The organism is Variovorax sp. GrIS 2.14 (assembly GCF_046115955.1).
In the GTDB taxonomy this organism is placed as follows: Bacteria; Pseudomonadota; Gammaproteobacteria; order Burkholderiales; family Burkholderiaceae_C; genus Variovorax.
In genome coordinates this window covers 54,139-74,361 of sequence record NZ_JBJXIA010000011.1, presented here as the reverse complement: position 1 = coordinate 74,361, position 20,223 = coordinate 54,139, and the positions used below count along the sequence as shown (strand labels likewise).

The 20,223-nt window shown below is 63.1% G+C and carries 20 protein-coding genes and 1 pseudogene; 3 read left to right on the top strand and 18 right to left on the bottom strand.

The window, feature by feature from the left end:
* Positions 1 to 18: 18 nt before the first annotated feature.
* The 3 genes from RCH10_RS17870 to RCH10_RS17860 all read left to right on the top strand — a co-directional run bounded on the left by RCH10_RS17870 (position 19) and on the right by RCH10_RS17860 (position 3,246).
* Positions 19 to 1,347 carry an ABC transporter substrate-binding protein gene (locus RCH10_RS17870; RefSeq protein ID WP_409053423.1) on the top strand — a complete coding sequence of 443 codons (1,329 nt, stop codon included), beginning with the start codon at positions 19 to 21 and terminating at the stop codon, positions 1,345 to 1,347.
* Between the two features lie 121 nt (positions 1,348 to 1,468).
* Positions 1,469 to 2,371, top strand: a complete 903-nt coding sequence (locus RCH10_RS17865) for a carbohydrate ABC transporter permease (RefSeq protein WP_409053521.1) — start codon at positions 1,469 to 1,471, stop codon at positions 2,369 to 2,371.
* Positions 2,368 to 3,246, top strand: coding sequence for a carbohydrate ABC transporter permease (locus RCH10_RS17860; RefSeq protein WP_323497387.1), 879 nt, complete (start codon positions 2,368 to 2,370; stop codon positions 3,244 to 3,246). Before RCH10_RS17865 ends, RCH10_RS17860 begins: the two co-directional genes overlap by 4 nt.
* Before the next feature lie 47 nt (positions 3,247 to 3,293).
* Here RCH10_RS17860 and RCH10_RS17855 read toward each other — a convergent pair whose 3' ends face one another.
* The 18 genes and pseudogenes from RCH10_RS17855 to serC all read right to left on the bottom strand — a co-directional run bounded on the left by RCH10_RS17855 (position 3,294) and on the right by serC (position 20,206).
* The gene (locus tag RCH10_RS17855; protein ID WP_409053422.1) at positions 3,294 to 3,659 is read right to left on the bottom strand and encodes a hypothetical protein; all 366 of its coding nucleotides are present in this window, start codon (positions 3,657 to 3,659) and stop codon (positions 3,294 to 3,296) included.
* 10 nt (positions 3,660 to 3,669) lie between these two features.
* Positions 3,670 to 4,029, bottom strand: coding sequence for a monovalent cation/H(+) antiporter subunit G (mnhG, locus tag RCH10_RS17850; RefSeq protein WP_409053421.1), 360 nt, complete (start codon positions 4,027 to 4,029; stop codon positions 3,670 to 3,672).
* The gene (locus RCH10_RS17845) at positions 4,026 to 4,304 is read right to left on the bottom strand and encodes a K+/H+ antiporter subunit F (protein ID WP_187051061.1); all 279 of its coding nucleotides are present in this window, start codon (positions 4,302 to 4,304) and stop codon (positions 4,026 to 4,028) included. Before RCH10_RS17845 ends, mnhG begins: the two co-directional genes overlap by 4 nt.
* Positions 4,301 to 4,792 carry a Na+/H+ antiporter subunit E gene (locus tag RCH10_RS17840; RefSeq protein ID WP_409053420.1) on the bottom strand — a complete coding sequence of 164 codons (492 nt, stop codon included), beginning with the start codon at positions 4,790 to 4,792 and terminating at the stop codon, positions 4,301 to 4,303. Before RCH10_RS17840 ends, RCH10_RS17845 begins: the two co-directional genes overlap by 4 nt.
* On the bottom strand, positions 4,789 to 6,474 hold the full coding sequence (locus RCH10_RS17835) for a monovalent cation/H+ antiporter subunit D (protein WP_409053520.1): 1,686 nt from the start codon (positions 6,472 to 6,474) through the stop codon (positions 4,789 to 4,791). The genes RCH10_RS17840 and RCH10_RS17835 overlap by 4 nt, the downstream gene beginning before the upstream one ends.
* 37 nt (positions 6,475 to 6,511) lie before the next feature.
* The gene (locus RCH10_RS17830) at positions 6,512 to 6,859 is read right to left on the bottom strand and encodes a Na+/H+ antiporter subunit C (protein WP_409053419.1); all 348 of its coding nucleotides are present in this window, start codon (positions 6,857 to 6,859) and stop codon (positions 6,512 to 6,514) included.
* Positions 6,859 to 9,822: a monovalent cation/H+ antiporter subunit A gene (locus tag RCH10_RS17825; protein WP_409053418.1), complete on the bottom strand. Its 2,964-nt coding sequence runs from the start codon at positions 9,820 to 9,822 to the stop codon at positions 6,859 to 6,861. The genes RCH10_RS17830 and RCH10_RS17825 overlap by 1 nt, the downstream gene beginning before the upstream one ends.
* A 258-nt stretch (positions 9,823 to 10,080) precedes the next feature.
* The gene (crcB, locus tag RCH10_RS17820) at positions 10,081 to 10,458 is read right to left on the bottom strand and encodes a fluoride efflux transporter CrcB (RefSeq protein ID WP_409053417.1); all 378 of its coding nucleotides are present in this window, start codon (positions 10,456 to 10,458) and stop codon (positions 10,081 to 10,083) included.
* 7 nt (positions 10,459 to 10,465) lie between these two features.
* Positions 10,466 to 10,618: pseudogene (locus RCH10_RS17815) on the bottom strand (C4-dicarboxylate ABC transporter permease); the annotation flags it as partial.
* 133 nt (positions 10,619 to 10,751) lie between these two features.
* On the bottom strand, positions 10,752 to 11,111 hold the full coding sequence (locus tag RCH10_RS17810) for a helix-hairpin-helix domain-containing protein (RefSeq protein WP_323497380.1): 360 nt from the start codon (positions 11,109 to 11,111) through the stop codon (positions 10,752 to 10,754).
* A gap of 176 nt (positions 11,112 to 11,287) precedes the next feature.
* Complete coding sequence (gene lapB, locus RCH10_RS17805; protein WP_187051067.1) at positions 11,288 to 12,466, bottom strand: lipopolysaccharide assembly protein LapB; 1,179 nt, start codon at positions 12,464 to 12,466, stop codon at positions 11,288 to 11,290.
* Positions 12,456 to 12,755 (bottom strand): lipopolysaccharide assembly LapA domain-containing protein, encoded by a 300-nt coding sequence (locus RCH10_RS17800; RefSeq protein WP_187051068.1) that lies wholly within the window; start codon positions 12,753 to 12,755, stop codon positions 12,456 to 12,458. Before RCH10_RS17800 ends, lapB begins: the two co-directional genes overlap by 11 nt.
* A 31-nt stretch (positions 12,756 to 12,786) precedes the next feature.
* The gene (locus RCH10_RS17795; RefSeq protein WP_187051069.1) at positions 12,787 to 13,101 is read right to left on the bottom strand and encodes an integration host factor subunit beta; all 315 of its coding nucleotides are present in this window, start codon (positions 13,099 to 13,101) and stop codon (positions 12,787 to 12,789) included.
* Positions 13,102 to 13,174: 73 nt separating this feature from the next.
* Positions 13,175 to 14,863: a 30S ribosomal protein S1 gene (rpsA, locus tag RCH10_RS17790; RefSeq protein ID WP_187051070.1), complete on the bottom strand. Its 1,689-nt coding sequence runs from the start codon at positions 14,861 to 14,863 to the stop codon at positions 13,175 to 13,177.
* Between the two features lie 170 nt (positions 14,864 to 15,033).
* Positions 15,034 to 17,064, bottom strand: coding sequence for a bifunctional 3-phosphoshikimate 1-carboxyvinyltransferase/cytidylate kinase (locus RCH10_RS17785; RefSeq protein ID WP_409053416.1), 2,031 nt, complete (start codon positions 17,062 to 17,064; stop codon positions 15,034 to 15,036).
* Positions 17,065 to 17,070: 6 nt separating this feature from the next.
* A complete protein-coding gene (locus RCH10_RS17780) occupies positions 17,071 to 17,949 on the bottom strand; it encodes a prephenate dehydrogenase (protein ID WP_409053415.1) in 879 nt (292 codons plus the stop codon).
* Positions 17,950 to 17,956: 7 nt separating this feature from the next.
* Positions 17,957 to 19,078, bottom strand: a complete 1,122-nt coding sequence (pheA, locus tag RCH10_RS17775) for a prephenate dehydratase (protein ID WP_409053414.1) — start codon at positions 19,076 to 19,078, stop codon at positions 17,957 to 17,959.
* A gap of 21 nt (positions 19,079 to 19,099) precedes the next feature.
* Positions 19,100 to 20,206, bottom strand: coding sequence for a 3-phosphoserine/phosphohydroxythreonine transaminase (gene serC, locus RCH10_RS17770; protein ID WP_409053413.1), 1,107 nt, complete (start codon positions 20,204 to 20,206; stop codon positions 19,100 to 19,102).
* Between the last annotated feature and the right edge of the window lie 17 nt (positions 20,207 to 20,223).

Below are 20,223 nucleotides of genomic sequence, written 5' to 3'. Positions count from 1 at the left end.
CAAACCTAGGAGACATGAATGAGTGACTTCAACCGCCGCAAGTTTCTGGAAAGCTCTGCCGGCGTCGCCGCAGTAGCCACACTCGGCACCGGCACTGCGCTGTTCTCTTCGTCGGCGCAAGCGCAGACGATGACCTTTAAACCCGAAAAAGGCGCCAAGCTGCGCGTTTTGCGCTGGAGCCGTTTCGTGCAGGGCGACATCGACGCCTACATGGCGAACGTCAAGAAATTCACCGAAGTCACGGGTGTCGAGGTGCGCGTCGACAACGAGGGCTGGGAAGACGTGCGTCCCAAGGCGGCAGTGGCGGCCAACACCGGTGCCGGCCCCGACATCATTCTGTCGACCAACGACGATGCCAACCTGTACCCCGACAAGCTGCTCGACGTGACCGACCTGGCCGAATACCTCGGCAAGAAGTACGGCGGCTGGTATCCGGCCGGTGAGGCCTTCATGCGGCCCGACGGCAAGAAGTGGCTGGGCTTGCCGCTCGGCGCGTCGGGCTCGCTCATCGTGTATCGCGAGAGCATGGTCAAGGCAGCCGGGTTCGACACCTTCCCGAAGAACACCGACGACTTCCTGAAACTGTTGAAGGCGCTGAAAGAAAAGGGCACGCCCGGTGGCATGGCGCTCGGCAATGCGACCGGCGACAGCGTATGGACCAACTGGCTGGTCTGGGCATTCGGCGGCAAGTTGGTCGACAAGACCAACAAGGTCGTGATCGACAGCCCGGAGACCATCAAGGCACTGGAGTACAGCAAGGAGCTCTACGCCAACTTCATTCCTGGCACCTTGTCGTGGCTCGACCCGAACAACAACAAGGCTTTCCTCGATGGCCAGATCAGCGTGACCAACAACGGCATCTCGATCTACTACGCCGCCAAGAATTCGCCGGACCCCAAGGTCAAGGAGATGGCCGCCGACATCAACCACGCGGTGTTCCCGATCGGCCCGGTCGGCGTGCCGACCGAGTCGCACTTGTTCTTCAACCAGATGATCATGAAGTACACGAAATTTCCGCAGGCATCCAAGGAATTCCTGCGGTTCATGATGGAAAAAGAACAGTTCGATCCGTGGCTTCAAGGTGGCGGCGGGTACGTCGCACAGCCCTTGCGTGCTTACGAAGCGAACACGATCTGGAGCTCGGATCCGAAGAACACGCCGTACCGCGATTCGGTGAAGAACCTGCGTCCTGCGGGCTACGACGGCAAGCTGGGTTACGCCTCGGCTGGTGCGGCAGCGGACTTCATCATTCCGAACATGGTGGCTGAAGCCGCCAGCGGCGCCAAGACGCCGAAGGAAGCCGCCGAGCGCGCACAGAAGCGCGCCGAGCGTTACTACAAGCTTTAACTACAAGCTTTACCAGCTCAGAGAAGTCGCCAGATAAATGTCCACACCACGGGTCGTCACTTCATCGTCAGGGGCCAACGGCGGTCGGCTGCAGCCAGCCGCCGCGGCGCGCCCGATGCCTCTGCTCGCAAGGATGCAGAACAGTCGCAACGCGCTCGGCTTCATGTTCATGTTGCCGGCCGCGGTATTGCTGCTGCTGTTCTTGACGTACCCGCTGGGGCTGGGCACCTACCTGGGCTTCACCGATGCCAAGGTCGGCCGGCCCGGCCATTGGGTCGGGCTTGAAAACTACGAGTACCTGTGGGGCGACGCCGTGGTGCGGCTCGCACTTTTCAACACGCTCTTCTACACAGCCGTGGCGAGCGTGTTCAAGTTCATTCTGGGCTTGTGGCTTGCAATTCTTCTGAACAAGAACATCCGCTTCAAGACCTTTTTCCGCGCGGTGATCCTGCTGCCGTACATCGTGCCGACCGCGCTGTCGGCCATCGCGTTCTGGTGGATCTACGACTCGCAGTTTTCCATCATCAGTTGGGCTCTGGTGAAGATGGGGCTGATCGATACGTACATCGACTTTCTCGGTAGCCCGTGGAACGCGCGCATCGCGGTCATCATCGCCAACGTGTGGCGCGGCGTGCCTTTCGTGGCCATCACCTTGCTCGCCGGCCTGCAGACGATTTCGCCTTCGTACTATGAAGCGTCGGCCATCGACGGGGCGACGCCGTGGCAGCAGTTCCGCCACGTGACGATGCCGCTGCTGACGCCCATCATCGCGGTGGTCATGACTTTCTCGGTGCTGTTCACGTTCACCGACTTCCAGTTGATCTACGTCATCACCCGTGGCGGCCCGCTCAACGCGACCCACCTGATGGCGACCCTGTCGTTCCAGCGTGCCATCTCCGGCGGTGCGCTCGGTGAGGGCGCCGCCATTGCCATCGCAATGGTGCCGTTCCTGCTGGCCTGCGTGATGTTCAGTTTCTTCGGCCTCCAACGCCGTGCATGGCAACAAGGCGGAAGCGACAAATGAGCAATCCCAACAACCAGGTCGACACCGTCGGCATGAGTTTTCTGGACTCGTTGCCACGCAAGATGGTGACGGTGTATTTGCCGCTGCTGGTCTTTTTGATCGTGCTGCTGTTCCCGTTCTACTGGATGGCGATCACTTCGGTGAAGCCTGATGCGGAGCTGCTGTCGCGCGACGGCAATCCGTTCTGGGTGATCAAGCCGACCCTCGGGCACTTCTACAAGCTGCTGTTTGAAACCTCGTATCCGCAGTGGCTGTGGAACACGGTGCTGGTCTCCGTCGTGTCGACCTTCGTCTCGCTCGCAGCCTCGGTGTTCGCGGCTTACGCCATCGAACGGCTGCGCTTTACCGGCTCCAAGCAGGTCGGCCTGTCGATCTTCTTGGCGTACATGGTGCCGCCGTCGATCCTGTTCATTCCGTTGGCTAATGTGGTGTTCAACCTCGGCCTGTTCGACTCGCGCTGGGCGCTCATCCTTACGTACCCGACTTTCCTGATTCCCTTCTGCACCTGGCTGTTGATGGGTTACTTCAGGTCGATCCCGGCCGAGCTCGAAGAGTGCGCGCTGATCGATGGCGCTAATCGCTGGCAGATCCTGATCAAGATCGTGCTGCCGCTGGCTGTGCCGGGCTTGATCTCGGCCGGCATCTTTGCCTTCACGCTGTCGTGGAACGAGTTCATCTATGCGCTGACATTCATCTCGTCATCCGAGATGAAAACCTTGCCGGTCGGCGTGGTCACAGAGCTGGTGCAGGGCGACGTGTACCAGTGGGGCCCGCTCATGGCCGGTGCGCTGCTCGGCTCGCTGCCGGTGGCTTTTATCTACTCGTTCTTCGTCGAGTACTACGTGTCCGGGATGACGGGGTCGGTGAAGGAATAAGCAAGGAATAAGCGACTCGGAAGCGCCGCGGGCCCATCGGCCTGCGATCAGTACTTGATGGTGATACCGGCCTTCATGCCCTTGTTCTCTTTTCCGTTGGAGTTGACGCCCGCCGAGAAAGACGTGTTGCCACCGGTGCTGCCGCCTACCGAATAAGTTGGACGCGCAGTCGATGTGTCCATGCCGGTGTAGACACCGCTGCCGTCCTTCTGCTGAACGCCGACCGTGGCGCCTTTCGCGTCCATCGAGGTCTCTGTCGACGAAACATTGGGTGCGACGTAGACGCTGCCCTTGTCATCGGTCTGGATCGGAACTTTCGGTGCGTCTTGCGCGAGCGCGGAGGCGCAGCAGGCCATGCCAAGTAACGCCAACAGGCCATACAGCCCGAGCCGGGCAATGATCGATTTGCTCATAGGCGCCACCTTAATCGCGTTTCGACGCCGGCGGAACATCGCCCCCTTTTTGACGTTCTCTGAACAGGGCCGCCCGCATCAAAAATATCGTCGTCACCGGTGCTGTCAGCGCGACGAAAACTGCGATGAGAAGAGCGTGCAAGAACAGGTTGCCGCCCTGCACTGAGAAGTAGACGATCGTCGCGATCGTCATGCACCACACGCCCAGCGTGGCGCCGATGGTGGGCGCATGGATGCGCCGGAAAAAGGTCGGCAGGCGCACCAGCCCGAATGAGCCGATGGCGGCAAAGGCGGCGCCTACCACCACGAACACCGCGGTGACGATCTCTGCCCAAAGCGGCAACGGGCCGCCGAGAAAAGCGTCGTTCATTCGATCACCTCGCCACGCAACAAAAACTTGGCCAACGCCGTCGAGCCGACGAAGCCGAACAGCGCGATCAGCAGCGCCGCCTCGAAGTACACATTGCTCGCGTACACGATGCCGAGCACCAGCATCATCAGCATGCCGTTGATGTAGAGACAGTCGAGCGCGGTGATGCGGTCCTGAGCGGTGGGGCCGATCGTCAGGCGGGCGAGCGCGCACAGCATCGCGACCGCCAGCAGCAGCAGTGCCAGCTTGAGCGCCCAGAGCAGCACCGGCGTCATGATTCGAAAATCTCCATGAGGGGGCGCTCGTACCTTTGCTGCACTTGCGCGATGAATGCGGCCTCGTCGTCGACATCGAACACGTGGATCAGCAGCACGGAGCTGTCGAACGACAGCTCGGCCCACGCAGTACCGGGCGTCAGGCACAGGATCATCGCCAGCACGGCCAGGCCGTTGGGGTCGCGCATCTGGAGCGGCACCTTGACGAATGCAGAGTGGATGTCTGCGGTGCGGCGCGTGAGCAGCATGCGAGCGACCGTCCATGCCGACACCGACAGGTCGACCATGACGCGCCCGACGAGCATCAGCGCGACGCCGGGCCGTTGCATGCGCACGGTGGCGGGGCGCAGGCTGCGCGTGAGCAGCGGCACCGCGATCGCCAGGATGGCGGCGAGCAACAGCGTCGAGTAATCCATCGACTGGTTGAGCAGCAGCCACACGATGAAGAGCGCGAGCGAGAGCGGCGGCGAGGGCAGCCAGCGCTTCATTGCACGACCTCACCAGAAACTGGGCCCGGCGCGGCGGCTGCACGTTTGGGTACTGGATTGGCAACCTGCCGCGCGTTCATCACCGCGTGCCGGTAGGCCGTGGCCGTGTGCAACCCATTGGCGGTTTCGATCGCGTGGTGCATGACCGGGTTTGCTGCAATCGTCCAGGCTGCGGCGGCGACCAGGAGCGCCGCGACGGGCAGCACTTCGAGCGCGGGCAACGAAGGCATGGTCGCGTGCACCTGCGTCCAGAAATGCCGGATGCCGGCGCGGCTCAACGCGAGCAACGTCAGGAAGCCCGAGGTGATCAGCAGCACCATGAAGGCGATGCCGGCCGGCGTCACCACGGGTGCATCGAGCAGTCCCGACAGCATCGCGAACTTGCCGACGAAGCCGGAGAGCGGTGGCAAGCCCGCCAGCAACAGCGTGCAGGCCATGAAGCTCAGGCCGAGGAACGCGATGCCGGCCGGAATGGCGCGGCCATAGAGCGCCTGCTGTTCGTCGTCGAGGTTGACGTCGGCGAGCGGCTTCAGATCTTCGGCCAAAAAGGGGGCATTGCCCGATTGCTCGTGCGGCGCGATGCTCACGCCGGCGTTGCGCCAGCGCTCGATCATGTCGATCAGCAGGAAGAACGCGCTGACCGCGAGGGTCGAACTCACCAGGTAGTAGAGCGCACCGGCCCACACGGCCGGGTCGCCCAGCCCGACCGCCGCGAGCAGCGTGCCGGCGGAGATGAGCACACTGTAGCCGGCGAGGTTCGACAGCCGCTGCGTGCCGACGATGCCGAGCGCGCCGATGCACAGCGTGACGAGCCCGACACCGATGAGCACGCCCTGGCCGAATTGCGCAGACAGGCCGGTGTCGGGCGCGAAGAGCGTGGTCCACAAACGCAGGATCGTGTAGATGCCGAGTTTGGTGAGCAACGCGAACACCGCACCGACCGGCGATACGGCGGCGCTGTACGCCGGCACCAGCCAGAAGTTGAGCGGCCACGCGCCCGCCTTCGCGAAGAAGGCCGTCGCCAAGATGGCGGCCGCCGCATGGACAAGGCCGCGGTCGGCCGGCGCGATCTGCGCGATACGCATGCCGAGGTCGGCCATGTTGAGCGTGCCTGTCGCGCCGTAGAGCATCGCTGCGCCGACGAGGAACAGCGACGACGCCGCGAGGTTTATCGCGATGTAATGCAGGCCTGCCTGCACCCGCAAACGGCCAGAGCCGTGCAGCAGCAAGCCGTAGGAAGCCGCCAGCATCACCTCGAAGAACACGAAGAGGTTGAACAGGTCGCCGGTGAGGAACGCGCCATTCAGGCCCATCAACTGCAGTTGCAGCAAGGGATGAAAGTGCACGCCGGCACGGTCCCATCGGGAGGTCGAATAAATCGATGCCGCGAAAGCGATCACGCCGGTGAGTGCCACCATCATGGTGGAGAGCCGGTCCGCCACCAGCACGATGCCGAAGGGCGCCTTCCAGTTACCGGGCAGGTAGACGCCGATGGAGCCCGGCCCGGTGCCGGTGTCAGGTGCGTTTACCCAGCGCAGCAACGCCAGCGCCGCCAGCAGGCCGACCAAGCCGGAGATCACGCTCACCGCGGACTTGAGCCGTCGCTGCTGTTCGCCCAGCAGCAGCATGAGCGCGGCGGTGAACATCGGCACCAGGATCGGCACAGCGACCAGGTGCGGCATGCTGAACTCGAGCAGCCGGTCGAGCATGTGGGTCAGCTCATTCACGCCGGACCTCTTCGCCGTCGACGTGGTCGGTGCTGGTCAGTCCGCGTGAGGCCAGCAGCACGACGAGGAACAACGCGGTCATCGCGAAGCCGATGACGATGGCGGTGAGCACCAGCGCCTGCGGCATCGGATCGGCGGTGTTGGCGAGCGTGGCCTTGAGCCCCTTCACCAGCACCGGTTCACTGTCGACCGCCAGCCGGCCGGTGCTGAACATGAACAAGTTGACGGCATACGACATCAGCGTGAGACCGACGATGACCTGGAACGTGCGCGGGCGCAGCAGCAGGTAGATGCCGGAGCCGGTGAGCACGCCGATCGCGATGGCGAGAACGAGTTCCATCAGGCAGCGGCCTCTGCGGGTGGGGCGGATAAGGCCGACGCTGTGGCCGCTTTGGCCTCGGCCTCGCGCTCGTCCTGCTCTTCGGCCCAGCGGTGGCTGCGCACCGATTGGTGCGCGAGCGCGGTGAGTATCAGCATGGTGGCGCCGAGCACCAGTGCGAACACGCCGATGTCGAAGAAGAGCGCGCTCGGCACGTGCACTTCGCCCAGCAGGGGCAGATGCAGGTGCGCGGTGTGCGTCGTCATGAACGGATAGCCAAGCACCACCGACCCACCGCCGGTCACCAGCGCCAGCAACAGGCCGATAGCGATCCAGCGCCGAGGATAGATGCGCAAGTGCTCCTCGACCCATTCGGTCCCCGACACGATGAACTGCAGCAGCAGCGCGACCGACATCACCAGCCCGGCGACAAAGCCGCCGCCCGGCGCGTTGTGACCACGCATGAAGAAGTAAATGGACACCAGCACCGCCAGCGGCAGCAGCAGGCGCACCAGCACGGCCGGCACCATCAGGTAGCCGACGGCCGTGTCTTTGGCGAGCCGCGGGTTGAGCAGGTCGCTGCTGCCGTCGTCCTGCGCGCGTTGTTGCGCCGGCAAGGCCATCGATTCGGGCGCCGGCCGAAAGCGGCGCAGCAGTGCGTAGATCGTGAGTGCGACCACGCCGAGCACGGTGATCTCGCCGAAGGTATCGAAGCCGCGGAAGTCGACCAACATCACGTTGACGACATTGGTGCCGCCGCCTTCGGTCTGTGCATGTTCAAGAAAGAAGGGCGAGATGCTGAGCGGAAACGGCCGCGTCATGAAGAGCCAAGCGAGCGACGCCATACCCGCGCCCGCCGCTGTCGCAAGCAGCACGTCGCGACCGCGGCGACTCCATTGCCGCAGCTGTGTGCGGGCCGGCTGCGTTGCCTCTTTGCGCATCGGCAGCCAGCGCAGGCCGAGCAGCATCAGCACGGTGGTGACGGCCTCGACAACCAGTTGCGTCAGCGCCAGGTCGGGCGCGGAGAACCAGATGAAAGTGATGCAGCAGACCAGCCCGGCGCCCGACGCCAGCATGAGCGCGGCGAGGCGGTGGAACTTGGCCTGCCACGCTGCGCCCAGCGCGCACACGATGCCGATGAGCCAGGTCATGGCGAACATCGGGGAGAACGGCAGCAACTCGCGGCCACCGCGTACCGCCGGCGTTTGCCAGAGCGCAGCGCCTGCGGCAACGACAGCGAAGCCGATGAGCAGCAGCAGTTGCGACTGCAGCCGGCGCGTGCCGAGCAGACGCCGACTGCGGCGGCCTGCCTCGCTCAACTGTGCGAGCGCATGCTCGAACATGCGCTGGCCATCGAACCGATGCAGCAACGGTGTTTGCTCCAGGGCGCCCGCCGCGCGGCGCTTGCGCTGCAGCAGGTACAACGCCGCACCACCGACCAGCGCGACGAAGCTCATCATCAGCGGCAGATTGAAACCGTGCCACACCGCCAGGCTGTATTCGGGCAGTTCGCCACCGACCACCGGCGCGGCCGCGGTCGCCAGCAGCGCGCCGATCGACCAGGCGGGCGCGACGCCGACGACCAGACAAAGCAACACCAGCAGTTCGACAGGCACCCGCATCCAGTGCGGCGGCTCGTGCGGCGTACGTGGCACGTCGGGCGACGCGCAGGTCGGGCCGAAGAACACGTCGAACACGAAGCGCGCCGAATAGGTCACGCTGAAGATGCCCGCGAGCGTCGCCAGAGTCGGCAGGCCCCAGTTGATCAACGGAGTCGATTGAATAAACACGGTTTCGGCGAAGAACATTTCCTTCGATAAAAAGCCGTTGAGCAGCGGCACGCCGGCCATTGATGCGCTCGCGATGATCGCCAGCGTGCCGGTGATCGGCATCAGCTTGAGCAGCCCGCTCAGCTTGCGGATATCCCGCGTGCCGCTCTCGTGGTCGATGATGCCGGCGGCCATGAACAGCGACGCCTTGAAGGTCGCGTGATTCATGATGTGGAAGACGGCTGCCACCGCAGCCAGTGGGCTGTTGAGCCCGAGCAGCAGCGTGATGAGGCCGAGGTGCGAGATGGTCGAGTAAGCGAGCAGCGCCTTCAGGTCGCGCTGGAACATCGCGATGAAGCCACCGAGCAGCAGCGTGATGGCGCCGGCGCCACCGACCAGCCAGAACCATTCTTCAGTGCCCGACAGGACCGGCCACAGCCGGGCCATCAGGAACACGCCGAGCTTCACCATCGTGGCCGAATGCAGGTAAGCCGACACGGGGGTCGGCGCCGCCATGGCGCGCGGCAGCCAGAAGTGAAACGGAAACTGCGCGCTCTTGGTGAAGGCGCCGAGCAGCACCAGCACCAGCACGACCGGGTAGAGCGTGTCGCTGCGGATCAGTTGGCCCGAAGCGAGTATGACATCGAGGTCGTAGCTGCCAACGATGCGGCCCAGCACCAGCACGCCGGCCAACAGGCAGAGCCCGCCGGCACCTGTCACGGTGAGCGCCATGCGAGCGCCGCGTCGGGCGTCGCGCCGGTGGTGCCAGTAGCCGATGAGCAGGAACGAGAAGAGGCTGGTGAGCTCCCAGAAAAACACCATCTGCATCAGGTTGCCCGAGAGCACCACGCCCATCATCGCGCCCATGAATGCGAGGAAGAACGAGAAGAAGCGTGGCACCGGGTCCGATGCCGACATGTAGTAGCGCGCATAGAGCACCACCAGCGCGCCGATGCCCAGCACCAGCATGCAGAACAGCCATGCGAAGCCATCCATGCGAAACACGAGATTGAGGCCCAGTTCGGGCAACCATTCGATCTCTTGCCGCAGCACGTTGCCGTTGGCCAGTCGCGGGAAAAACCAGGCCGTTTGAATCGCACAGCCCAACGCGACAAGCCCTGCCAGCGTCGACTCCCGATTGCGCGCATTGGACGGCAGCAGCGCCGCCAGCAGACTGGCAACGAAGGGGAGGACGACGAGGAAAACCAGGGGCATCGAGAATGATTCTATCGACCGCCTTGTTGGACGAGCCTTGCGAACTGCGCTAGTTTTTCGGGCTTTGCCGACCGGCCTCGAGGTTGGCATCTGGCTGCCAGTCGGTCGCCATCTTCAATAGCACGAACGGCGTCGCAAGCACGATCAGCAGCCCCATGACGATGAAGGCAGGGAATCGACGGCTGACCTTATTGAAGAAGTATTACTTTGGCATTTGGTGTGCGTTGCATGGGTGCGCTGTCACAGGCACTTCCCGACTCACGCAAGCACGGATTGGGCCGCGCGAAAGCCGAGCCAGGTCAGGCAGAGCGAGCCGCCGAGATGCAGCGCGACGGTTCCGAGCGCCAGGCCAGCGCGACCCTGCAGCAGCATGCCGACCACCTCGGCGGAGAAGCTGGAAAACGTGGTCAGCGTGCCGAGAAAGCCGGTGATCGCCATCAGGCGCCAGGCAGGGTCGATATCGGGAAAGGCGTCGAAGGCCGCGATGCAGATTCCGATCAGGAAGCCGCCGACCAGATTGACTGCCAGCGTGCCCCACGGCAAGGTGCCGCCGGGGTTGAGCCAGAGCTGCACGCCCCACCGCAACAGAGCGCCGACGCACGCGGCAATGCAGATGACGAGGCCTTGCAGGAACATGGTTTGGCTACTTTTCTACGCCCATCATCAGGTCGGGACGGAGGGTCACGATACTCGGGAAAATCGTCATGAGCGCGATGCAGACTACCAAACAAAAGAAGAACGGAATGGCCGCCTTGGCGATCACGTTGCTGTCCTTGCCGGTCATGTTCTGCAGCATGACGGCGCAGGGCCGGACGATCATGCCGATGCCGTCTTGCACCGGCACCGGCGACGCAGACGCAAAAAAACCGCCCGAAGGCGGCTTTTTCTTTGCTGCTGACTTCGTCTTGAAATCGCAGCACGTGATCTGATCACGGCTTGGCGGCGACCTTCGGCTTGGCGTCTTCCTTGACGGCGACCTTTGCGCTCTTAGCCGACTTCGCCGGTGCTGCATCGACTGCTCCCTTGAAAGCTTCACCGTTGATGGTCAAGCCTTCGTTGGAAAGCTTGGTTGCCGTCTTGGATTTGACGCCCTTGACGCGGCTCATGAGGTCGGGCCAGTCTTTGAACTGGCTGGTGGTGCGCGCATCGATGATGCGCTTCGACATCGCGGGGCCGACACCTTTGAGGCCATCGAGTTCTGCGGCCGTACCCTTATTGGCATCGACTGCGGCGAACGAAGCGACTGCGAACACCATGGCGGCCAGAGCCGCTGCAAATTTCTTGAACATGATTACTACTCCCTGATTTATTGATGTGAAAGCACGGCGCAAGACGCGCCGGCTTCGTTTCAACGGAGTCACGACAACGGGCGTTGACCGGGATTTCCCAATCAAATGTCTCAATACCCACGCCGCAAAAACTCATCAAATCTTGGGGTGAGGCTCAGCGTTCTGTTGGCTCTTACTCACAGTTCTTCGACACGTCGCGGCGGGTAGCTGTCCCATGCCTGGCAGCCCGGGCAGTGCCAAAAATACTGGTGCGCCTCGAAGCCGCAAGCGGCACACCGGTAGCGCATCAGTGGCCGTGTGGCCTGGTCAAGCGCACGTTGAACCTGCGGATGAAACTGTTCGTGGGTCAGCGTTTCTCCCGCGAGCCAGCGCGATGCGGCCACAAGCGAGGGCTGATGGGTCAAATGCGCGATGTAGCCGTCTCGTGGCGTCGGTGCTTCGGCTGAGGTGAGATCGTCCGGCAGGATCGGCGTGCCGCCCAGCGCGATGACGGCCTCGAGCACGTCGATCGATGGTGACGCGGCATAACGGCGCTGCAGCAACGCGAGCGCTTCTCCGGCACGTTGTGACGCTACGGCAGCCTGCTGCAACGACGCGGCGAAGAGCGGCAACGCCAGCGGCGCAGCTTCCGACAGGGCCATCAATGTTTCGAAGGCCGCTGCCGACTCGCCATTGCGCAGTTGAAGGTTGGCCGTGTCGATGGCCGGCCGTGGGGCTTGCGGCGCCAGAGCGGTCGCTTGAGCGAGCAACTGCGCTGCAGCAGAAAGGTCGCCCGCTGCGGTCTGCTCGGCGGCTTGCTCGCACAGATGATGGGCGCGGCGCGTGCCGTAGCTGGCCTGGTCCGAGTCATCGAGTTTTTGCGCGACCTCGGCCGCTTGCGCCCATTCGCGCGAGCGCTCGTAGATCGCCAACAACGACAAACGGGCCTCGTTCTCATAGCGTGTGCCTTCGAGCTTTTGCAGTGCGGCTTCTGCGCGATCGAGCAGGCCGGCGCGCAGGAAGTCTTGCGCCAATGCATGCTGCGCGCGGTCGCGGTCAGCGCGGCTCAGGTCGCCGCGTCCGAGCAGATGTTCATGTACCCGCACAGCTCGCTGGTACTCGCCGCGCCGTCGAAAAAGGTTGCCGAGCGCGAAGTGCAGTTCCTGCGTATCGGGGTCGTTCTGCACGGCTTCGATGAAGGCGTCGATGGCCTGGTCCTGCTGTTCGTTCAGCAGAAAGTTAAGGCCCCGAAAGTAGGCCTTGGGTGCCTGACGGTTCTCGAGCTTCAACTGTCGCAGGTCGAAGCGCGATGCCAGCCAGCCGAGAACGAAAGCGATCGGCAAGCCGAGCAATAGCCAGCTGAAGTCAAAGTCCATGTTGTCGTGCCACAGGCAGTTCCACGTTAGCCGCCGGGGCTGCCGTTGCGACGGGGAGCGTCTCCGGGATTCGGGTCGCGGCGACGCGGTGCTTCCACCAGCCAGGCAGCATGCCGAGGGCGCCGACCACCAGGCCACCGGTGAACGCGGCCAGCACGACCAGCACGAGCGGTGCGCGCCAGAAGGTACCGAAGAAGAAATAGACCGTCGCGTCTTGCTGGTTGTTCAGCGCAAAGGCGAAGAGGGTAAAAAAAATGGCTGCCTTGAGCAGCCACAGGAGGTATTTCATGCGCATCCCCGTTGGCGCGACGATTTTGCCATCAGGCCTTGCGGCTCGCGGCGTCGAGCTCGGCGGTGCGAGCGTCTACCGCTTCGCGCAGTGCCTTGCCCGGCTTGAAATGCGGTACCCGCTTTTCGGGGATCTGCACGCTCTCGCCCGAGCGTGGATTGCGTCCGATGCGCGGCGGTCGCCGATTGACCGAGAAGCTGCCGAAGCCGCGAATCTCGATGCGATGCCCGCGCACGAGTGCTTCGCTCATGGCGTCGAGAATCGTCTTGACTGCGTATTCGGCATCGCGATGTGTCAGTTGCGCGAATCGGGCTGCAAGTTCTTCGACGAGGTCAGAGCGTGTCATAGGCCGCAAGAAAAACGAAGGCGAAAAAAAAGACAGAGCGGCCACCTGGCCGGCTCTGTCTTGCGGACGCAGCTTACTTGCTGTCGTTGTTGTCAAGCTTGGCGCGCAACAGGGCGCCCAGGCTGGTGGTGCCCGCGTTTTCGCGTGCCGACTGCTGGCTCAGGTTGGCCATGGCGCCTTGTTCGTCGACCATGTCCTTCTGCTTGATCGACAGCTGGATGTTGCGGGTCTTGCGGTCCACGTTCAACACGACAGCAGTGACTTCGTCGCCTTCCTTCAGCACGTTGCGAGCATCTTCCACGCGGTCGCGGGAGATTTCGCTGGCGCGAAGGTAGCCGAGGATGTCTTCGCCGAGGTCGATCTCAGCGCCCTTGGCGTCGACGGTCTTGACCTTGCCGGTGACGATCTGGCCCTTGTCGTTCACGGTCGTGAAGGTAGTGAACGGATCGCTGTCGAGCTGCTTGATGCCGAGGCTGATGCGTTCGCGGTCGACATCGACTGCCAACACGAGCGCTTCGACTTCCTGGCCCTTTTTGTAGTTGCGAACAGCGGCTTCGCCGGTTTCGTTCCACGAGAGGTCGGAGAGGTGAACCAGGCCGTCGATGCCTGCTGCCAGGCCAACGAACACGCCGAAGTCGGTGATCGACTTGATCGGGCCCTTGACGCGGTCGCCACGCTTCGTGTTTTGCGCGAACTCTTGCCACGGATTGGCCTTGCACTGCTTCATGCCCAGGCTGATCCGGCGCTTGTCTTCGTCGATTTCCAGGACCATGACTTCGACTTCATCGCCCAGGGAGACGATCTTGTTCGGAGCGATGTTCTTGTTGGTCCAGTCCATTTCGGAGACGTGCACCAGGCCTTCGATGCCGGGTTCGAGTTCGACGAACGCGCCGTAGTCGGCAATGTTCGTGACCTTGCCGAACAGGCGGGTCGATTGAGGGTAGCGGCGCGAAACGCCCATCCATGGGTCGTCGCCCATTTGCTTCAGACCCAGTGAGACACGGTTCTTTTCGGTGTCGAACTTGAGGATCTTGGCGGTGATTTCCTGGCCGGCCTGGACGACTTCGCTTGGGTGGCGAACACGACGCCATGCCATGTCGGTGATATGCAGCAGGCCGTCGATACCGCCGAGGTCGACGAACGCACCGTATTCGGTGATGTTCTTGACGACACCGCGCACGACTGCGCCTTCCTTCAATGTTTCCATCAGCTTGGCGCGTTCTTCGCCCATGCTGGCTTCGACAACGGCGCGACGCGACAAGACCACGTTGTTGCGCTTGCGATCGAGCTTGATGACCTTGAATTCGAGGGTCTTGTTTTCGTAAGGGGTCAGGTCTTTGATAGGACGCGTGTCGATCAGCGAGCCCGGCAGGAATGCGCGGATGCCGTTGACCAGAACGGTCAGGCCGCCCTTGACCTTGCCGCTGGTGGTGCCGGTGACGAAGTCGCCCGATTCCAGGGCTTTTTCAAGCGCCAGCCATGAAGCGAGACGCTTGGCGGTGTCACGCGACAGGATAGTGTCGCCGTAGCCGTTTTCGACGCTGCCGATGGCAACGGAAACGAAGTCGCCGGCCTGCACTTCGAGCTCGCCCTTGTCGTTCTTGAACTCCTCGATCGGCACGTACGCTTCGGACTTGAGCCCGGCGTTAACGACGACGTGGTTGTGTTCGACGCGGATGACTTCGGCCGTGATGACCTCGCCAGTACGCATCTCGGAACGCTTCAGCGATTCTTCGAACAGTTCAGCAAAAGATTCAGACATTTATGGTTCCTTCCGTCAGGCAGGGTGAGCAGGCGCCAGTGCGAAATTGCGTGCGGCTGCGTAAGTTCTGTAGACGGCGGTTGTGGGCAAGTAGCCCGGGTTGAGTTAAAAAAGCCAGCAGGCCGGTGCGCTTGTCGCGCGGCAGGGACCGGCTGGAACCACGCAGCCGGTCAAGCTTCCTTGAAGGGCTGCGTTTGCTGCCACCAAGCCAACACCTGGACGACCGACTGTTCGATCGAAAGGCTGGAGTTGTCCAAGCGGCGGGCATCTTGCGCGGGTTTGAGAGGCGCAACGCTGCGGGATGAGTCCCTTGCGTCGCGTGCCTCCAAGTCAGCGCGAAGACTGTCGAGTGTAGTCGAAATACCCTTTGAAATCAACTGCTTATACCTGCGCTCGGCGCGGTGGGCGGCGCTGGCCGTGAGGTAAACCTTGAGCGGCGCATCGGGGAAGATGACGGTGCCCATGTCGCGCCCGTCGGCCACCAGTCCGGGCAACCGCTGAAAGCTCTTTTGCAGGGCGGACAAGGCCTCGCGCACGGCCGGCAATGCAGACACGCGCGACGCGTCCATACCGGCGGCTTCGCTGCGAATCGCGTCGGTCACGTCTTCGTCGGCGAGCATGACCTTGCCTTCGACGAAACGCAGCGGCAGCGAGCGCGCCATGTCTGCGATTTGCGCTTCGTGCTGTGGCTCGGGCATGAAGCCTTGGCGTCGCATCGCGAGGCCGGTCACGCGATAGAGTGAGCCGGAATCAAGGTAGTGGTAGCCGAGCCGATACGCAACTTCGACCGCCAGCGTGCCTTTGCCCGAAGCGGTCGGGCCATCGATGCAGATGACCGGCACAGATGCAGGCTCGACCACCGAAAACAGCGTTTCGAAGTAGTCGGGAAAGGTCTTTGCTACGCAATGTGGATCGAGGATGCGAACCCCGATTCGATCCGGATTGAACGCTGCTAGCGAAAAGCACATGGCGACGCGGTGATCGTCATACGTGTGGATGCTGGCGGCATGCCAGCCGCCCGTTGGCAAGGGATGTACGCGAATGAAGTCCGGTCCGGCCTCTACGGTGGCGCCCAACTTCTGCAGTTCGTTCGCCATCGCGTCGATACGATCGGTTTCCTTCACGCGCCAACTGGCGATGTTGCGCAGCGTGCTCGGGCCGTCGGCGTAGAGCGCCATCACGGCCAGCGTCATGGCGGCATCGGGGATGTGATTGGCGTCGAGGTCGATTGCCTTCAGCGGCCAGGCGCCGCGCCGCACTTCGAGCCAGTTGGCGCCGCTCGTGATGTCGGCGCCCATTTGCCGCGCGGCTTCGACGAAGCGGATGTCGCCCTGGATGGAGTCGGCACCGACCCCTTCGATGCGGAGCGAGGCCACTGCGCTGCTCGGGCCATCCGCGGCTTTCGCGCCTCCGGTCGCGATCGCACCCAGAGCAATGAAGTAACTGGCAGACGAAGCATCGGCCTCGACATGAATGTCGCCTGGCGAGCGATAGCAGCTGCCGGCAGGAATCGTGAAACGTTCCCAGCCATCGCGGCGCACACAGATGCCGAAGCGCGCAAGCAAATTGAGCGTGATTTCGATGTAAGGCTTGGAAATCAGTTCGCCCATGACCTCGATCACTATGTCGCGCGTCGCGGCCAGCGGCAGCGCCAGGAGCAGGGCCGTCAGAAACTGACTCGACACATCACCGCGCACGCGGATCGGCGTGTCGAGCGCCAGCGCGACGTGGTCGACTGGATGAATCCGCAGCGGCGGGTAGCCCGGGTTGCCAAGGTAATCGATGCGACAACCGAACTGCGTGAGCGCGTCGACCAGGTCGCCGATCGGTCGCTCGTGCATTCGCGGCACGCCGCTCAGTTCGAACTCGCCGCCGAGCAGCGCCAACGCGGCGGTCAACGGCCGCATGGCGGTGCCGGCATTGCCGAGAAAGAGGGCCGCCGAAGCGACGCCGAGTTCGCCGCCCAACCCTTCGATGCGCGTGGTGCCGCCGTCGTGCTGCACACCGCACCCGAGTCGGACCAGGGCGTCCAGCATCACGCGGGTGTCATCTGAATTGAGCAGGTCGTGAACGGTGGTCGTGCCGCTCGCGAGCGCGGCCAGCAGCAACACGCGATTCGAGATGCTCTTGGATCCTGGCAGTTGCACCGTGCCTGCCGCGGCGACCAGCGGGGGCAGGTCGAGAAATGGCGTCGAAAACATCGGGCGTCAGTTGCCGGAAGAGGAGCCGGACGGCTGCCACTGCGCCCGCGTTCGGCTTGCCTCGGCGATCGCGTTTTCCAGCGCCTGAGAATCGCCCGAAGCAATCAGCGCCTCGAATTGCGTCAGCTGCTTTCGGAAGGCCTGCGACTGCAACAGCACCTGCTCGCGGTTGGCCAGCAAGATGTCGCGCCAAACGGCAGGGTCGCTGGCGGCGATGCGCGAAAAGTCGCGAAAACCCGGTCCAGCCAGCGCCATGAAGCGCGCGCCATGCGGGTGGGCCGCGATCGCGTTGGTAAAAGCGAAAGCGACCAGATGCGGCAAGTGGCTGACCGCGGCGAGAGCCAAATCATGATCCTGGTGGGTCATCGTGACGACGTGCGCGCCGATGTCGGTCCATACCTGAGACGCGCACTGAACTTTCGAGCGGAGCGTTGTCTTCACTGGCGTGAGCACGACCTGCCGACCAGCGTAGAGCCCCGCGTCGGCATGCTCGATGCCGGCCACTTCCTTGCCGGTGATCGGATGCGCTGGAACGAAGCTCGAAAACTGGTCTTGCAACCCGCGCCGCGCCGCCTCGATCACGTCGCCTTTGGTGGAGCCGACGTCCATGATCAGCGTGTCGGGCGAGAGGCCATGACGGATCGCTTTGAAAGTGGCCTCGGATGCAGCGACGGGCACCGCGATCAGCACCAGATCAGCACCCGATACGGCGAGCAGCGCGGAGGGCGCTGCAACGTCGATGACGCCGAGTTGTTTGGCACGCTCCGTGGTTGACGGTGACTTGCTGTAGCCGACCACGCGCTTTACCAGCTTGGCGCGTTTCAACGCCAGCGCAAACGAGCCGCCCATGAGTCCGCAGCCGACCAAACCGAGTTGCTCGAACATTGCGGCGTCAGGCGTTCACAGGGTAGGCGCCCAGCATCTTGTAGAACGCGCACGTGGTGCGCAGTTCGGCAAGTGCGGCGGCGACATTGGGTTGCAGCGGATGACCGTCAAGGTCGATGTAGAAGTAATACTCCCACTGGCCCGTGCGCGCAGGGCGCGACTCGAATCGGGTCATCGAAACACCGTGGGTCTTGAGCGGCACCAGCAGGTCGTGCAGCGCGCCAGGACGGTTGGTGACGGACACCACGAGGCTCGTGCAGTCGCGCCCCGAGATGGGCGGTGTCGCCAGCGTTTCGGGCAGGCAGATGATGGCGAAGCGCGTGCGGTTGTAGGCGTCGTCCTGAATAGCATGGGCGATGATGTGCAAGCCGAACCGCGTCGCCGCGCGCTCGCTCGCGAGAGCAGCCCAGGCCGGATTCGTTGACGCCAGCCGGGCACCTTCAGCGTTGCTGGACACCGCGCGACGCTCGGCATTTGGCAAATGCTTGGAAAGCCATGTCTGGCACTGCGCCAGCGCTTGCGGGTGCGCCAGCACGACCTCGATGTCGTCCAGCACATTGGTCTTGCGCAGCAGGTTGTGGCGGATCAGCAGGCTTACTTCCCCCACGACATGAGCGGGCGAATGCAAGAACAGATCGAGCGATCGCGTAACGACACCCTCGGTCGAATTTTCAACCCCGACAACGCCGTACTGCGCGCTGCCCGCAGCAGTCGCATGAAAGACCTCATCGAAGCTCGCGCAGTAAACGAGGTCGGCTGCGCCGCCGAAGTATTCGATGGCAGCCTGTTCGCAGAACGTGCCTTCCGGCCCCAGCACGGCAACGCGTTGGGGCGATTCGAGCGCCAGGCACGCCGACATGATTTCGCGCCAGATCGCCGCCACATGCAAATCCTTCAGCGGACCCGCATTGGTGTGCTGCATCTTTTCGATGACTTGCGCGACCCGATCGGGCCTGAAAAAGGGCGTGCCCTCGCGCTTCTTGATCTCACCCACCTGTTCGGCGACGTGTGCACGCTGGTTTAGCAGTCCGAGCAGTTGCTGATCGAGCGAATCGATCTGCACGCGCAGCCCCAAAAGGCTTTCGGAATTGGGAACGGAAGGGTCGGACGGTGGAGCAGAGGCGGTCATCAAATCGAATTCGCAGCTGAATCAGGCGTGCGTTCGCTCGAATTCTCGCATGTAGCCCACCAGCGCCTGCACGCCCGCGAGCGGCATGGCGTTGTAGATACTGGCGCGCATCCCGCCGACCGATTTGTGGCCCTTCAACTGCAGCAATCCGGCGTCGCGAGCGCCTGCCAGGAACCCCTCGTTGCGGTTTTCGTCGCGCAGGAAGAACGGCACATTCATGCGCGAACGGCAACTCGCGTCGACCTTGTTGTCGTAGAACGCCGAGCCGTCGACAAAGTCATAGAGCAAGCGGGCTTTGGTAGCGTTACGTTGCTCCATCGCTGCAACGCCCGACAACTCACCCTCGGTTTGATGCAGCAGCCATTGAAACGTGAGCCCCGCGACATAGATGCCCCAGGTCGGTGGCGTGTTGTACATCGAATGGTTGTCGGCAACCGTCTTGTAGTTGAATGCGCTCGGGCAGATATTCAGCGCGCGATCGAGCAAGTCATCGCGCACCACGACGATTGTCAGGCCGGCCGGACCGAGGTTCTTTTGCGCGCCGCCAAACGCGAGGCCGACGCGACTCCAGTCGACGCTGCGCGACGCGACGTGCGATGAAAAGTCGATGACGAGCGGCGCCTTGCAACCGAGTGCCGCCAAGTCGGGCAATTCCTGAAACTCGACGCCATTGATGGTTTCGTTGGTGCACACGTGCACGTACGAAGTGTCGCTTGTGAGCTTCCAGGTCGATGGCTCGGGAAGTCGCGTGTGGCCGTCCGCGGCGTTGCTGGCAGCGATGTTCGCATTGCAGTAGCGCTGCGCCTCTTTGTGCGACTTCACGCTCCAACTGCCAGTAACCACGAAGTCGGCCGTCGTACCACGCGAAAGGTTCAGAGGAACGATCGCGTTTTCACCCAAACCGCCACCTTGCATGAATAGGACGTGGAAGTTGGAGGGCACCGCGAGCAGCGTGCGGAAGTCCGCCTCCGCCTGCGTCGCGATCAAACCAAACTCCTTGCCGCGATGGCTCATCTCCATCACGCCCATGCCACTGCCGTGCCAATCGAGCATTTCTTCGGCGGCGCGCTGGAGCACCGTCTCCGGCATCGCGGCCGGACCCGCGGAGAAGTTATAGGGGCGCGTCATCGCTATCGAGCGGGTTC